This is a genomic window from Aquibaculum arenosum (genome assembly GCF_029222965.1).
GTDB lineage: Bacteria > Pseudomonadota > Alphaproteobacteria > Kiloniellales > DSM-21159 > Aquibaculum > Aquibaculum arenosum.
In genome coordinates, this window is the sequence record NZ_JARHUD010000003.1 from 201,975 (window position 1) to 215,745 (window position 13,771).

15 protein-coding genes are annotated in these 13,771 nt (G+C 64.5%); 7 read left to right on the forward strand and 8 right to left on the reverse strand.

Annotation, left to right across the window (positions count from 1 at the left end; translation table 11 throughout):
- Positions 1–191: 191 nt before the first annotated feature.
- The 6 genes from ugpB to hslU all read left to right on the forward strand — a co-directional run bounded on the left by ugpB (position 192) and on the right by hslU (position 6,492).
- Positions 192–1,514 carry a sn-glycerol-3-phosphate ABC transporter substrate-binding protein UgpB gene (ugpB, locus tag P2G67_RS06055; protein WP_275821056.1) on the forward strand — a complete coding sequence of 441 codons (1,323 nt, stop codon included), beginning with the start codon at positions 192–194 and terminating at the stop codon, positions 1,512–1,514.
- 104 nt (positions 1,515–1,618) lie between these two features.
- Complete coding sequence (gene ugpA / locus P2G67_RS06060; protein WP_275821058.1) at positions 1,619–2,500, forward strand: sn-glycerol-3-phosphate ABC transporter permease UgpA; 882 nt, start codon at positions 1,619–1,621, stop codon at positions 2,498–2,500.
- Positions 2,501–2,512: 12 nt separating this feature from the next.
- Positions 2,513–3,361, forward strand: coding sequence for a sn-glycerol-3-phosphate ABC transporter permease UgpE (ugpE, locus tag P2G67_RS06065; RefSeq protein WP_275821060.1), 849 nt, complete (start codon positions 2,513–2,515; stop codon positions 3,359–3,361).
- Between the two features lie 17 nt (positions 3,362–3,378).
- Positions 3,379–4,500 (forward strand): sn-glycerol-3-phosphate import ATP-binding protein UgpC, encoded by a 1,122-nt coding sequence (locus tag P2G67_RS06070; RefSeq protein ID WP_275821063.1) that lies wholly within the window; start codon positions 3,379–3,381, stop codon positions 4,498–4,500.
- 89 nt (positions 4,501–4,589) lie between these two features.
- The gene (gene hslV / locus P2G67_RS06075) at positions 4,590–5,153 is read left to right on the forward strand and encodes an ATP-dependent protease subunit HslV (protein ID WP_275821065.1); all 564 of its coding nucleotides are present in this window, start codon (positions 4,590–4,592) and stop codon (positions 5,151–5,153) included.
- The gene (gene hslU, locus P2G67_RS06080) at positions 5,125–6,492 is read left to right on the forward strand and encodes an ATP-dependent protease ATPase subunit HslU (protein WP_275821067.1); all 1,368 of its coding nucleotides are present in this window, start codon (positions 5,125–5,127) and stop codon (positions 6,490–6,492) included. Before hslV ends, hslU begins: the two co-directional genes overlap by 29 nt.
- A 145-nt stretch (positions 6,493–6,637) precedes the next feature.
- Here the strand turns inward: hslU and P2G67_RS06085 are convergent, their stop codons facing one another.
- Positions 6,638–7,087 carry a MerR family transcriptional regulator gene (locus P2G67_RS06085; protein WP_275821069.1) on the reverse strand — a complete coding sequence of 150 codons (450 nt, stop codon included), beginning with the start codon at positions 7,085–7,087 and terminating at the stop codon, positions 6,638–6,640.
- A gap of 78 nt (positions 7,088–7,165) precedes the next feature.
- On the opposite strand from P2G67_RS06085, the gene P2G67_RS06090 reads away from it, so the two are divergent.
- Complete coding sequence (locus P2G67_RS06090) at positions 7,166–7,798, forward strand: cation efflux transmembrane domain-containing protein (RefSeq protein WP_275821071.1); 633 nt, start codon at positions 7,166–7,168, stop codon at positions 7,796–7,798.
- 48 nt (positions 7,799–7,846) lie between these two features.
- On the opposite strand, the gene P2G67_RS06095 is transcribed toward P2G67_RS06090, so the two are convergent.
- The 7 genes from P2G67_RS06095 to P2G67_RS06125 form a co-directional block, all read right to left on the reverse strand.
- Positions 7,847–8,644, reverse strand: a complete 798-nt coding sequence (locus P2G67_RS06095) for an amino acid ABC transporter ATP-binding protein (protein ID WP_275821073.1) — start codon at positions 8,642–8,644, stop codon at positions 7,847–7,849.
- Positions 8,645–8,658: 14 nt separating this feature from the next.
- The gene (locus tag P2G67_RS06100) at positions 8,659–9,462 is read right to left on the reverse strand and encodes a transporter substrate-binding domain-containing protein (protein WP_275821075.1); all 804 of its coding nucleotides are present in this window, start codon (positions 9,460–9,462) and stop codon (positions 8,659–8,661) included.
- Between the two features lie 37 nt (positions 9,463–9,499).
- Positions 9,500–10,156 carry an amino acid ABC transporter permease gene (locus tag P2G67_RS06105; RefSeq protein ID WP_275821077.1) on the reverse strand — a complete coding sequence of 219 codons (657 nt, stop codon included), beginning with the start codon at positions 10,154–10,156 and terminating at the stop codon, positions 9,500–9,502.
- A 10-nt stretch (positions 10,157–10,166) separates the two neighbouring features.
- Positions 10,167–10,838, reverse strand: coding sequence for an amino acid ABC transporter permease (locus P2G67_RS06110; RefSeq protein WP_275821079.1), 672 nt, complete (start codon positions 10,836–10,838; stop codon positions 10,167–10,169).
- A 134-nt stretch (positions 10,839–10,972) separates the two neighbouring features.
- Positions 10,973–11,602, reverse strand: a complete 630-nt coding sequence (locus tag P2G67_RS06115; protein WP_275821081.1) for a 2,3-bisphosphoglycerate-dependent phosphoglycerate mutase — start codon at positions 11,600–11,602, stop codon at positions 10,973–10,975.
- A gap of 114 nt (positions 11,603–11,716) precedes the next feature.
- Positions 11,717–12,487 carry an SAM-dependent methyltransferase gene (locus P2G67_RS06120; protein WP_275821083.1) on the reverse strand — a complete coding sequence of 257 codons (771 nt, stop codon included), beginning with the start codon at positions 12,485–12,487 and terminating at the stop codon, positions 11,717–11,719.
- Entirely contained in the window at positions 12,484–13,770 is a 1,287-nt protein-coding gene (locus P2G67_RS06125) for an MFS transporter (protein WP_275821085.1), read from the reverse strand. Before P2G67_RS06125 ends, P2G67_RS06120 begins: the two co-directional genes overlap by 4 nt.
- Position 13,771: the final 1 nt, after the last annotated feature.

Sequence of the window (13,771 nt, forward strand, 5' to 3'; positions counted from 1 at the left end):
AACAGCAACAATAGGTTCACATCAGGTTCGTCCATGACGACTAATGGGGAGCAAGGACGCCCCGGTCGAGCCGAAGCGTCGCGCCTGCGCAACCGCTGGGCGCGGCGCAGAACAGGCTGCCGGGGTTCCGCGTGAGAGGTTCGTCGGCGCTCCGTCAGTTGCGGAGGGCCATGGAAATGAGGGAGACAGAAATGACGTTCAAGTCTAAGACGCTGGCCGGTGCCGCCGTCGTCGCGCTGCTCGGCATGACTCAGGCCGCACAGGCCCAGGTCGAGGTGAACTGGTGGCACGCCATGGGTGGCGAGCTGGGCGATCGCGTGAATGAGATCGCAGAAGGCTTCAATGCCAGCCAGGACGACTATCAGGTCAATGCGGTCTATCGCGGCAACTACACCGAGACCATGACCGCCGCCATCGCCGCCTTCCGCGCGCGCGAGCAACCGCACATCGTGCAGGTCTTCGAGGTCGGAACCGCCTCCATGATGGCAGCCGAGGGCGCCATCTACCCGGTCTATCAGCTCATGGAAGAGCACGGCGTCGACTGGGACCCCAGCGTCTACCTGGCGGCCGTGGCCGGCTACTACGCCGATCCGAACGGCAACATGCTCTCCATGCCCTTCAACAGCTCCACCCCGGTGCTCTACTACAACAAGGACGCCTTCGAGGCCGCCGGCCTGGACCCGGAGCAGGCGCCCGAGACCTGGGATGACCTGGTCGCGGCCAGCGAGGCCATGATCGAGGCCGGCGCCACCGAGTGCGGCTTCACCACCGGCTGGCAGTCCTGGGTGCAGATCGAGAACTTCTCGGCCCTGCACAACGTCCCGCTCTCCACGCATGCCAACGGCTTCGAGAGCCTGGAAACCGAGTTCCAGTTCAACAGCGACCTGCACAAGCGCCACATCGGCAACATGGAAGCCTGGCAGGAAGACCGCATCTTCGAGTATGGCGGTCGGCGCTCCGACTCCCGGCCTAAGTTCCTCTCCGGCGAGTGCGGCGTCTACATGGACTCCTCGGGCTCCTACGCCGCCGTCAGCGCCGGCGCCGATTTCGAATTCGGTGTGGGCATGCTGCCCTACTACGACGATGTGGAGGGCGCGCCGCAGAACTCCATCATCGGCGGCGCCACCCTGTGGGTGCTCGAAGGGCACGATGCGGAAGAGTATGAAGGCGTTGCCGCCTTCTTCCAGTACCTCTCCTCTCCCGAGGTGCAGGCCTCATGGCACCAGGACACCGGCTACCTGCCGATCACCTATTCCGCCTATGAGCTCTCGCAGGAGCAGGGCTTCTACGACGAGAACCCGGGAACGGACGTCTCGATCAAGCAGATGACCCTCAACGACCCGACGGACAACTCCCGCGGCCTGCGGCTGGGCAACTTCGTGCAGATCCGTGACGTCATCAACGAGGAGCTTGAGGAAGTCTGGTCCGGCAATAAGTCGTCCGACGAAGCCCTCGAAGCGGCGGTGGAGCGCGGCAACGCGCTGCTGCGTCAGTTCGAGGAAGACAACTCCTGATCTAGCGTAACGGGGCGCCGCCCAGCGGCGCCCCGCTTGCCTGCCGACCGGTCTCCGGGTGATCCGTCTCCCGGCGACCGGACCCTGGCACTCGAGGGCCCTGGATGCACAAGAAGGTCACCTTCGGGGGTTTCGGTTTCCCCCTGCTGCTGCTCCTGCCGCAGCTTGCGATCACACTCGTCTTTTTCATCTGGCCCGCGGCCCAGGCGCTCTATCAGTCGGTGCTGCGCCAGGACGCCTTCGGCCTGCGCACGACCTTCGTCGGGCTCAACAACTTTGCGCGGCTGCTGAGCGACTCCTCTTATCTCGGCTCCTTCAAGGTCACGATGGTCTTCAGCGCCTCGGTGACCCTGGCCGGACTGGCGATCGCGCTGCTGCTGGCGGTCATGGCCGACCGCACCATCAAGGGCGCCACCGGCTACAAGACCCTCCTGATCATCCCCTACGCCGTCGCGCCCGCCGTGGCCGGCGTGCTCTGGTATTTTCTCTTCAACCCCTCGATCGGCATCCTGGCCTACCTGGTGCGCGGCATGGGCTACGCGTGGAACCACCAGACCAGCGGCACCGACGCCATGATCCTGGTGATCATCGCCTCGGTCTGGAAGCAAATCAGCTACAACTTCCTCTTCTTCCTGGCCGGCCTGCAGGCGATCCCCAAGTCCCTGATCGAGGCGGCGGCCATCGACGGCGCGGGGCCGTGGAAGCGCTTCACCTCGATCATCTTCCCGCTGCTCTCGCCCACCACCTTCTTCCTCATGGTGGTGAACGTGGTCTACTCCTTCTTCGAGACCTTCGGCGTCATCCATGCCACCACCTCGGGCGGGCCGGGCCAATCCACCACCATCCTGGTCTACAAGGTCTTCACCGACGGCTTCGTGGCGCTGAACCTCGGCTCCTCGGCGGCCCAGTCGGTGATCCTGATGTTGATCGTCATCCTCCTGACCGCCATCCAGTTCCGCTACATCGAGCGACGGGTGCAGTACTGATGGGGCGCGCCGATGGTTGAAAATCGTCCCTGGCTGACCTTCTTGCAGCACTTCGTGCTGCTTTGCGGCGTGGCGCTCGTGGTCTTTCCCATCTGGATCGCCTTCGTCGCCTCGACCCACGACGGCCGCAGCCTGGTCTCGGGCGTCATCCCGCTACTGCCCGGCGATCTCTTTTTCGAGAACTACCGCACGCTGCTCTCCGAGGGCATGGCGGGCAGCGGCGGCGGGCCGGTCTGGCTCATGCTGTTCAACTCGCTGGTGATGGCGCTGTCCATCGCTGTGGGCAAGATCGCGATCTCGCTGCTCTCGGCCTTTGCGGTGGTCTACTTCCGCTTTCCCTTCCGCATGTTCTGTTTCTGGATCATCTTCGCCACCCTGATGCTGCCGGTGGAGGTGCGCATCCTGCCGACCTTCGAGGTGGTGGCCAATCTGGGCATGCTGAACAGCTACGCCGGACTGTCGATCCCGCTGATCGCCTCGGCCACGGCCACCTTCCTCTTCCGCCAGTTCTTTCTCACCGTGCCGGATGAACTCACGGAGGCCGCGCGCATGGATGGCGCCGGGCCCTTCCGCTTCTTCAAGGACATCCTGGTGCCGCTCTCGCGCACCAACATCGCCGCCATCTTCGTCATCATGTTCATCTACGGCTGGAACCAGTACCTCTGGCCCCTGTTGGTGACCACCGACGAGTCCTTCTACACCATCGTCATGGGCATCCAGCGCATGGTGACCGTCGCCGATTCCTATCCCCGCTGGCATCTCGCCATGGCAACCACGGTGCTGGCGCTGCTGCCGCCGGTGATCGTGGTGGTCGTCATGCAGCGGCTCTTCGTGAAGGGCCTGGTCGAGACCGAGAAGTAACGGAGCCACCTCCTCCCATGGCCGACATTGCCATCAAGAATGTGATCAAGCGCTACGGCGACACCCAGGTCATCCATGGTGTCTCCATCGACATCAACGACGGCGAACTCATCGTCATCGTCGGCCCCTCCGGCTGCGGCAAGTCCACGCTGCTGCGCATGGTGGCGGGGCTCGAGGCGATCAGCGGCGGCGAAATCTCGATCGCCGGGCGCGTGGTCAACCGCCTGGAGCCCAAGGACCGGGACATCGCCATGGTGTTCCAGAACTATGCGCTCTACCCGCACATGAGCGTCTTCGACAACATGGCCTATGGTCTCAAGATCGCCGGCCGGCCGAAGGAGGAGATTCGCGAGCGGGTGGAGAAGGCCGCCAAGCTTTTGGAACTGAGTGCCCTGCTCGAGCGCCGGCCGCGGCAGCTCTCCGGCGGACAGCGCCAGCGGGTGGCCATGGGCCGGGCCATCGTGCGCAACCCCTCGGTCTTCCTCTTCGACGAGCCGCTGTCCAACCTCGACGCCAAGCTGCGGGTGCAAATGCGCCTCGAGATCAGGCAACTGCAGCGCTCGCTCGCCACCACCTCGCTCTACGTGACCCACGATCAAGTGGAGGCCATGACCCTGGCCGACCGGCTGGTGGTGATGAACCAGGGCGTCGCCGAGCAGATCGACACGCCGATCAACATCTACGACCGGCCGGCCACCGTTTTCGTCGCCGGCTTCATCGGCTCGCCCTCCATGAACTTCCTGCCAGGCGAGGTCGATGCCAAGGGAGAGGCCATCGCACTGGCGCAGGGCCCGCGCCTGCGCAGCATCAGCCAGAAGCTTGGCAACCACGCCGGACGCTCCATCACCCTGGGTGTGCGTCCCGAGCACCTGCAGCCCGTGGCCGAGGGCGAGCAAGACTTCCACCTGGAGGCCGGGGTCGTGGAAACCCTGGGTGCCGACGTTCTGGTGCATGGCCGGCTGGTGGAAGCCGGCGCGGCCGCCCCGCAGGTCGAAGGCGAAGGCGGGGCCGGCATCGTCGCCGTGCGCCTGCCCGGCCACGCCAAGGTCGCCGAGGGCGACCGCCTGCCACTGAAGGCCCAGGATGGCCTGCTACACCTCTTCGATCCCGAAAGCGGCAAGCGGCTGGCCGACGTTTGATACCGCGCGCGGGCGCGAATCCCTGCCAAGCCTCCGCAAAAGTCGCCTCGCTGCTTGACCCGTCCCCTCGGCTTCGCCATCTAGCCTGCATGTCCGACGAACAGTCTTCCTCACAATCCGTGTCCTGGCACGGCACCACCATCCTCTCGGTGCGCAAGGGGGGAAAAGTGGTGATCGCTGGTGACGGCCAGGTGAGCTTCGGCCACACCGTCATGAAGTCCAACGCCCGCAAGGTCCGCCGGCTCGGCCGCGGCGATGACGTCATCGCCGGTTTCGCCGGCGCCACCGCCGACGCCTTCACGCTCTTCGAGCGGCTGGAAGGCAAACTGGAGAGCCATCCAGGCCAGCTCCTGCGCGCCTGCGTTGAGCTGGCCAAGGACTGGCGCACCGACCGCTACCTGCGCCGCCTCGAGGCCATGATGGCCGTGGCGGACAAGGACCATTCGCTGGTGCTCACCGGCAACGGTGACGTGCTGGAGCCCGAAGACGGGCTCATCGGCATCGGCTCCGGCGGCAGCTATGCGCTTTCCGCCGCGCGCGCACTGGTGGACATCGACAGCCTCGACGCCGAGGCCATTGCCCGCAAGGCCATGGGCATCGCAGCAGGGATCTGTATTTACACGAATGACAACGTCACACTCGAAAGCCTCTGAAGCCCCCGCTCCGGAAGTCACCGGCGCCTACGCCTTCAGCCCGCGCGAGATCGTTTCCGAGCTCGACCGCTACATTGTCGGCCAGCGCGAGGCCAAGCGCGCCGTCGCCATTGCGCTGCGCAATCGCTGGCGCCGGCAGCAGCTGCCCGACGATCTGCGCGACGAGGTGCTGCCCAAGAACATCCTGATGATCGGTCCCACCGGCGTGGGCAAGACGGAGATCGCCCGCCGGCTGGCCAAGCTGGCCCAGGCCCCCTTCCTCAAGGTGGAGGCCACTAAGTTCACCGAGGTGGGTTACGTGGGCCGCGACGTGGAATCGATCGTGCGCGATCTCGTGGAGATCTCGATCCACATGACGCGCGAGCGCCTGCGCAAGGCGGTGCGGGCCAAGGCTGAGCTAAACGCCGAATCACGTTTGGTGGATGCCCTTGTGGGCGCCAACGCCAGCCAGGAAACCAAGGACAAGTTCCGGCGCATGCTGCGCGACGGCAAGCTGGGCGACCGCGAGGTCGAACTGGAACTCCAGGACAGCGGCGGCATGCAGATGCCGACCATGGACGTTCCCGGCATGCCCGGCGCCCAGATGGGCATGATCAATCTGAACGACATCTTCGGCAAAGCCTTCGGCAACCGCACCCGCAAGCGCAAGGTGACGGTGGAAGACAGCTACGACCTGCTGATGGCCGAGGAGAGCGACAAGCTGCTGGACGAAGAGCAGGTGGTCAGCGAGGCCATCGCCGCCGTCGAACAGAACGGTATCGTCTTCCTGGACGAGATCGACAAGATCACCGCCCGCTCCGACCAGCGCGGCGGTGCCGACGTCAGCCGCGAGGGCGTGCAGCGCGATCTTCTGCCGCTGATCGAAGGCACCACCGTGGCCACAAAGCACGGGCAGGTGAAGACCGACTTCATTCTTTTCGTGGCGTCCGGCGCCTTCCATCTCGCCAAGCCGGCCGACCTGCTGCCGGAGTTGCAAGGCCGCCTGCCGATCCGTGTCGAGCTCTCCGCCCTCTCGCGCGAGGACTTCAAGCGCATCCTCACCGAGCCGGAGAACTCCCTGATCCGTCAGTATCGGGCTTTGATGGGAACTGAGGAGGTCGAGCTGGTCTTCTCCGACGAGGGCATCGAGGCCTTGGCCGACTTGGCCGCGGAGATCAACTCTACGGTCGAGAACATCGGGGCACGCCGGTTGCACACGGTGCTGGAGAAGTTGCTGGAGGAGATCTCCTTCACCGCAAGCGACCGCGGCGGTGAGCGCATCGAGATCACGCCCGACATGGTGCGCGAGCGTGTCGGCATCCTCTCCAAAGACGCCGACCTCTCGAAGTTCATCCTCTAGAGCAGATCGACTCAAATCGGGTTCGCGAAGCGAACCGGTTTGAGTCGTGAATCTGCTCTACACCCTTAATTCAGAGCGGATTCACGCGTTTGTTCTGAACGCTGCGCGTTACAGATCAAACGCGATCTACTCTAGGGAGGTCCGGTCACAGTCCGGCGCCGAGGTGCTCCGCCTCGGCGCAGAGGCTGTGGTCGGCCAGGGTCTCGATCACCCGGCACCGGGCCACCCTGTCGCCCTGACAATGATCCAGCATACGTCCTAGTTCGTGGCGCAGCGAGAGTAGCTGTGCGATGCGCTGCTCGACCGCCTCCAGTTGCCGAGCGGCGATCAGGTCGGCTTCATCGCAGGGCGCTTCGGGATGATCTGCCAGGCGCAGCAATTCGCGCACCGCCTCCAGCGGAAAGCCCAGGCCGCGTGCATGGCGGATGAAGGCTAGGCGCTTGCGGGCCACCTCGTCATAGAGGCGTTGGCCTCCAGCCGTCCTGGGCGCCGGCGGCAGCAATCCGATCTCCTCGTAATAGCGCACCGTCTGCACCTTCGCGCCCGCGCTCCGCGCCACTTGGCCGATGGTCATCCAATTTTCCGTCTTATCCATGCCGCCGGTCCCTTGAAGCTACAGTCACTGTAGGGATTAGGTAGAGAGGCGACCTCGCAGCAACAAGGAGCAGAATGCGTGAGTGCCTCTTGCCATAGCCATGCGCCTCAATTCGAAGGACTGTCTCTCGCCTATCGCCGCATCCTCTGGCTGGTGATCGCCATCAACGCTTCGATGTTCCTGGCCGAGATGATCGCCGGCCAACTCGCCGGCTCACGGGCCCTGCAAGCCGACGCGCTCGACTTCGCCGGCGACAGCCTCACCTACGCGATCACGCTTGCGGTCATCGGCCGCTCGCTGCTGGTGCGCTCCGGCGCGGCACTCCTCAAGGGCGTCAGCCTGCTGTTGCTCGGACTCTGGGTGTCGGGGAGCACGCTGTGGAGCGTGTGGCACGGCGGCCTGCCCGAAGCCCATGTCATGGGTCTTTTCGGTCTGCTTGCCCTCACAGCGAACCTGGTTTCCGTTTTGCTTCTCATGCGCTGGCGCGACGGCGACGCCAACATCCGCTCGGTGTGGCTCTGCTCGCGCAACGACGCCATCGGGAACGTCGCCGTACTCCTGGCCGCTCTCGGCGTGTTTGGCATGGGCACGGCCTGGCCGGACCTGCTGGTGGCCGGCCTGATGTCGATGCTGTTCCTGAGCAGCGCCTGGCAAATCCTGCGCCGAGCGCTTGCTGAGCGACGCGCGGCTTTGGCGAGCGAGAAAACATGAAGCGCTCAGCGGTGAATTCCATGCAGCCGTTGCGTAAGCGGCGGAACCCTACACGATGTTTTGCTGCTGAATGCCGATCTGACCGAGGAACTTGCGGGTCCGCTTGTGTTGCGGACGGGTGAAGAACTCGCTGGGCGGGGCGGTTTCCACGATCTCGCCTTCGTCCATGAAGACCACGCGGTCAGCCACTTTGCGCGCAAAACCCATCTCGTGGGTAACGCAAAGCATCGTCATGCCACCTTCCGCAAGATCGATCATGGTGTCCAAAACTTCCTGCACCATCTCCGGGTCGAGCGCGGAAGTGGGTTCGTCGAAAAGCATGATCTTGGGGTTCATGCAGAGCGCACGGGCGATCGCCACGCGCTGCTGTTGGCCGCCGGAAAGCTGGGCCGGATACTTATCAGCCTGCTCGGGGATACGCACCCGCTCCAAGTAACGGCGCGCCGTCGCTTCGGCCTCTTCGCGTGACACGCTGCGGACCCGGCGTGGGGCCAGGGTGCAGTTCTCCAGCACCGTCATGTGCGGGAAGAGATTGAACTGCTGGAACACCATCCCGACTTCGCGGCGGATCGCCTCCACAGCGGCGCTGCCCGCAGTCAGGTCACGGCCATACACCAAGATACGACCGCCCTGAATCTCTTCCAGGCGGTTGATACAGCGAATGAGCGTCGACTTGCCGGAGCCCGATGGCCCGCAGATGACGATCCTCTCGCCACTGCGGACCTCCAGGTCGATCTTCTTGAGCGCATGGAAGTCGTCGTAGTGCTTGTCCACCCCTTCCATGCGCACGGCTATGTCGGAGCCTCGCGAAGCTCCCGTTGCTCCTGTCTGGAGTTCCGTCGGCATCGCGAAGCCTTTCCTCAATCTGCCGAATTGCGAACGAACTCAGGCAGCGGGGAGTCGAGCCACTTCTGGTGGATTTCATCCAGGCGGCCGTCGTCCTTCACCCGCTGCAGGAAATCATTGATGTAGTCCAGCAGCTCGCTGGAGCCGGGCCGCACCGCGATGCCCTGCACCTGCTCGGAGATGTCGAACTTCACATCGAAGCGCCCCGGCGCCATCTGCTCCAGCTGAGCAATGACAGTGTTCGAGCAGCCAATCACGTCGACCTGGCCCGAGAGCAGGGCCTGCACCGCCGAAGCATCGTCATCGAAACGCTGAATGTGGGCGCCTTCCGGAGCCAGCTCAGTGATGCCCGTGTCCTGGGTGCTGGCCCGGGCGACACCGATCGTGATGCCCTCGAGGTCCTCGGGCTCCGCGACCTCCACATCCTTCTCGCCATAGACCGAAATTTGGATGCCCACATAGGGCTCAGAGAAGTCGACGCTCTTGGCCCGCTCTTCCGTGATGCCCAGAGAGGCCACCAGCAGATCGACCTGATTGCTGACCAGATAAGGAATGCGGTTGGGGCCGGTCACGGGCACGAGATTGACCTCGACCCCCATGTCTTCAGCCAGGAGTTTCGCTACGTCGGCATCGAAGCCATCGGGCTGATTCTGCTCGTTCATGATGCCGAAGGGCGGAAAATCGACCAGCATGCCGATGTTGGCCGTCCCCCGCTCCTGAATCTCCTCCACCGTCTGCGCCTGCAGCGGTGCGCTCGAGAGACCGATGGCCAGGGCCGCACCGGCTGCCAGTGAAAAGGCTGATCTCATCATCTTCATGTACTTTTACTCCTCCCTTGCGTGGATCGCAGTTGGTTCATCGGGCTGTCGAGCGCGCGAAGTGGCGCTCCAACCGCCGTGCCAAAAGCGACAGCGGCCAGCATAGACTGAAATAGATCAGGGCGACGACGCCAAAGACCTTGAAAGGCTCGAAAGTGGCATTGTTGATGATCTGGCCCGAGCGAGTCAGCTCCATGAAGCCGATGATCGAAGCCAGTGAGGTTCCCTTGATGAGCTGCACCAGGAAACCGACGGTCGGCGCCACCGCGATGCGCGCCGCCTGGGGCAGGATCACGTAGCGCATGCGGTCGCGATAGTTCAGTGCCAGCGCCGTTGCCGCCTCGTTCTGGCCCGGCGCCACGGCCTGGATACAGCCGCGCCAGATTTCTCCAAGAAAGGCGCTGGCATGCAGGGAAAGCGCCAACAGCGCCGCGATCCAGGCGTTCAGCGGCAGGCCGAAGATGTTGGCGCCAAAGTAGACCAGAAAGAGCTGCATCAGCAGGGGCGTGCCCTGGAAAAGGCGAATGTAGCCGGTCGTCACCAGGCGCAGCAGCTTCATCGAGGAGGTGCGCGCAAGTGCGATCCCCAAGCCTCCGAGCCCGCCGCCGCAGAAAGCGATGGCGGAGAGCGCGATCGTCCACTGCACCGCCGTGAGGATGAAGAGAAACTCGTTGAAGCCGAAGGGACGGATCATCGCATTGTCCCTAGCGGCTGAGTGGATAGTTGAAGGCGACGCGTTCCACCAGCTTGAACAGGCTCGAGAAGCCTATCGAGAGGAAGAGGTAGATCAGCGTGATGACGAGATAGACCTCAAAGGCTGCGAAGGTGGCAGACTGGATGTTGTTGCCGATGGCTGTCAGGTCGTCAGCCGAAATTGCCGAGACCACGCTCGATGTCAGCATCAGGTAGATGAACTGGCTGGTGAGCGCCGGATAGATCGCGCGCATCGCAGGCTTCAGGATGATGTAGCGAAAGATCTGCAGGCGCTTCAGACCCAGGGCGAAGCCGGCTTCGATCTGCCCCTTGGCGATTGATTCGATGCCGGCCCGGATGATCTCGGTGCCATAGGCGCCGAAGTTGATGATCAGGGCCAGGAGTGCTGCGGAGTTGGGCGTGAGCCGCATACCCAGCGCCGGCAAGCCAAAGAAGATAAAGAAAATCTGGACGAGAAAGGGGGTGTTGCGGATCAGCTCGACGTAAGCGTTCACGAGCCAGGCCAGGGGCCGCGGGCCGGAGGTTTTCAGCAGGGCGAAAAGAATGGAGACCAGAAGGCCGACCAGCATCGCGCTGCCCGAGAGCTGAATGGTCAGCCAAGCGCCTTCCAGGAGCTGATCAAACCGTTCGAATACCGGCTCAAACCGGAAGGTATAGCCCAAGAGGCGCCCCCACTTCCTCCGTCGTTTCAGTCGGCAGGCGCCAGCTTAGCAGCAGCCTTAATCGGATCAAATTGCAAAAACGCGCAATCCATTGGTGCAAAAAAACTCCGGGACTCGCCTTTGGGCGCCCCACCTCAGCCTTCGAGAAAGCGGTAGCGGCCTGGTTTGCCCTCGATGACCTCGAAGACCATCGGCACGCCAGTGGGAATCTCCACGGTGGGGATCTCCTCCGGGCTGTGGCAGCCCAGGGCCACCAGCAGGGCGCGCACCGTGTTGCCGTGGGCGCCGACGAGGACGGCTTCGCCGCGCGCCAGGCAGGGCGCGATTTCCGCCTCGTAGTAGCGCCCGGAGCGCTCCACCACGTCCTTCAGGCTTTCGCCGCCCGGCGGCGCGATGTCGTAGCTGCGGCGCCAGATGTGAACCTGCTCCTTGCCGTACTTCTCCGCCGTCTCGGCCTTGTTCAGGCCGGCAAGGTCGCCGTAGTCGCGCTCACGCAGGTCATCGTGGCATATGATGTCCCAACCGCCGTCGCGGCGCAGATGCTCGTTGGTGCCGCTTTCCGCCAAGGCGATTTCCGTGGTCTCGATGGCGCGCTTGAGGGTGGAGGAGAAGGCGCGATCGAAGCGCGTGCCCGCCAGTGCGCGGCCGCCCTTGCGCGCCTCTTCACGACCAAGCTCGGTCAGGCCGACGTCGACGAAACCGGTGAAGCGGTTTTCCGCATTCCATTGGCTCTGGCCATGACGCAGGAGAACAAGCAGGGACATCGGCGCAGCTTCCTCTGAGCAGTGGGTCGTCGGTGCCACCGGTTGTAGCCGGGGCCAGGCGCGATGGGAAGAGACTGAAGCCCTGCCCGAGCGCCGCGCCCGAGCCCAATGCGTTTAGGTCCCGCGCTTCTCCGCCAGGATCCAGACCTCCTCGGCCTCGCCGGCGAAGGGCTCGCCGTCGAGGCTGGACCAGCAGGCGATGGTCTCCAGGCCGGCGGCCCGAAGCAGGCCCTCCACCTCCGCCAGGGTGAAGACATGGTGACGGGCCAGATGTTCTTCCTGCGCCTGGCCGCGCCGAAAGCGATAACGCGTGGTCAGCACCCGGCCTTCCGGGTCATAGGCGTTCTGCGCACGCATCTCGATGCCGCCACGCTGCACCCGCACCTGCGGCTCCAGGAAAGGCAGCAGCGTTTCCGCCAGGTTTGCGCTGTGCAGCAGCAGACGTCGACCCGGCTGCAGGCAAGCCGCCACGGCGGCGAAGATGGCTCCGGTGGCCGCAGCATCCTCGTAGCCCAGGGAATTGCCCAGGAAGTAGGCGCCCTGGAAGCGGTCGGGCCAGGGCAGGTCGCGCAGGTCGCGCTGGCAGAGTTCGAGCTCGACCTCCGCCGCCGCAGCGCCAGCACGCGCCGCCGCCAGAGCCCGTGGCGAGAGATCGACAGCGGTGATGCGATAGCCCACAGCCGCCAAAGGCACGGCCAGTCGTCCATCGCCGCTAGCCAGGTCCAGCAGAGCATCGCCCGGATCCACATCCAAGGCATCGGCAACCAGGGCAGCTTCCTGGGCCGTGCGCTCCGGCGGGCAGGCCGCGCGCCAGAGTTCGGCCGCCAGGCCCTCGAAGAAGTTGCGGTACCAGTCGGCCGGCGCCTCACCCAAGGAATGGCTCATATCCGCTGACCGCGGGGCAGGAAAAAGAGATACCAAAGCAGGGAGAGGAGCTGCAGGCCCACCACGCCGCCAAAGGCGAGTTGATAGGCTTCGGCTGGATAGTGGCCCTGAGCCTCTGGCGCCGCCAGGTCGAGCAGACCGCCGATGGCGTACTGCATGGCAAAGGCTCCGATGAAGACCATCAGGTTGAGCGAGGTGTTCACCCGGCCGCTGAGCGACAAGGGAAAAGATCGGGCCAGCCGCGGGTAGATCACCATGCAAAGATTGGAGGTGAAGCCGAAGGCCATCCACGGCAAGGCCGATTGCGGCGCCAGTTCCAGCACGATCGCCAGCTGCGGCAGAATGAAGAGGATCGCACCCAACACCATGGCTGCATCCAGACCCAGCCCGATGCGTTCCATGCCGTCGGCCAAGAGGCCGCCAAAGAAGAAGCCCACCGTCATGGAGAGCGCCAGTGCCAGCAGCACGCCCGCTACGGCGGAGGAGGAAAGCCCGCCCACGTCGGCCAGCCAGGGTCCGGCCCAAAGCCCCTGCAGCGAGAGACCGGCAGCCAGACTGGAGACGCTGAGCGGCACGGCGGCCCAGAAAAGCCGGCTGCTCAGGATCCGTCCCAGGCCGGCGAGCTGCTCACGCAGATTGGACTGCGCCGCCCCCTGCTCGCCACGCGGCGGCACCACCAGGAAAATGAGGGAGGCAACCAGCAAGGTCGCGCCGGACAGAATGAGGAAGAGCGTACGCCAGTCGACCAGGTGCAAGGCCGCCTCGACCGGAGCCGTGGCGGTGGCCGCACCCAGCCCGCCGACCATTAGAAAGCAGCCATTGACCAAGGCCCAGCGCTGCGGCGGGAACCAGAGACTGAGCGCCTTGAGCGAGGCCATGAGCCCCCCGGCACAGCCCAGCCCAATCAGCGCTCTTCCGATCATCAGGGTTGTGAGTGACTGACCCAGTGCGAAGACGACACCGCCTATCGCAGCAAAAAGCAGCAGTCCCGCCTGGACCCGCCGGGGCCCGAAGCGGTCCAGCAGCAGGCCGAGCGGCAGCTGGAAACAGGCAAAGGCAAGGAAGTAGGCGGCCGTCAGCAGGCCAAGCGCCGAGGCATCGAGGCCCAGCTCCGAGAGCAGCCGACCCGAGATCACGGCATTGACCGAGCGGAACAGGTAGGAGAGGAAATAGCCGCCGGCAAAGGGCAGAGCCACCACCAGCGCGATACGCAGCAGCCCCAAGTTTGGCGTTTCCTCCTGTTCCGCGCTGCGGCTAGAACGCAGCTGCGCCTCTGTCGTCATG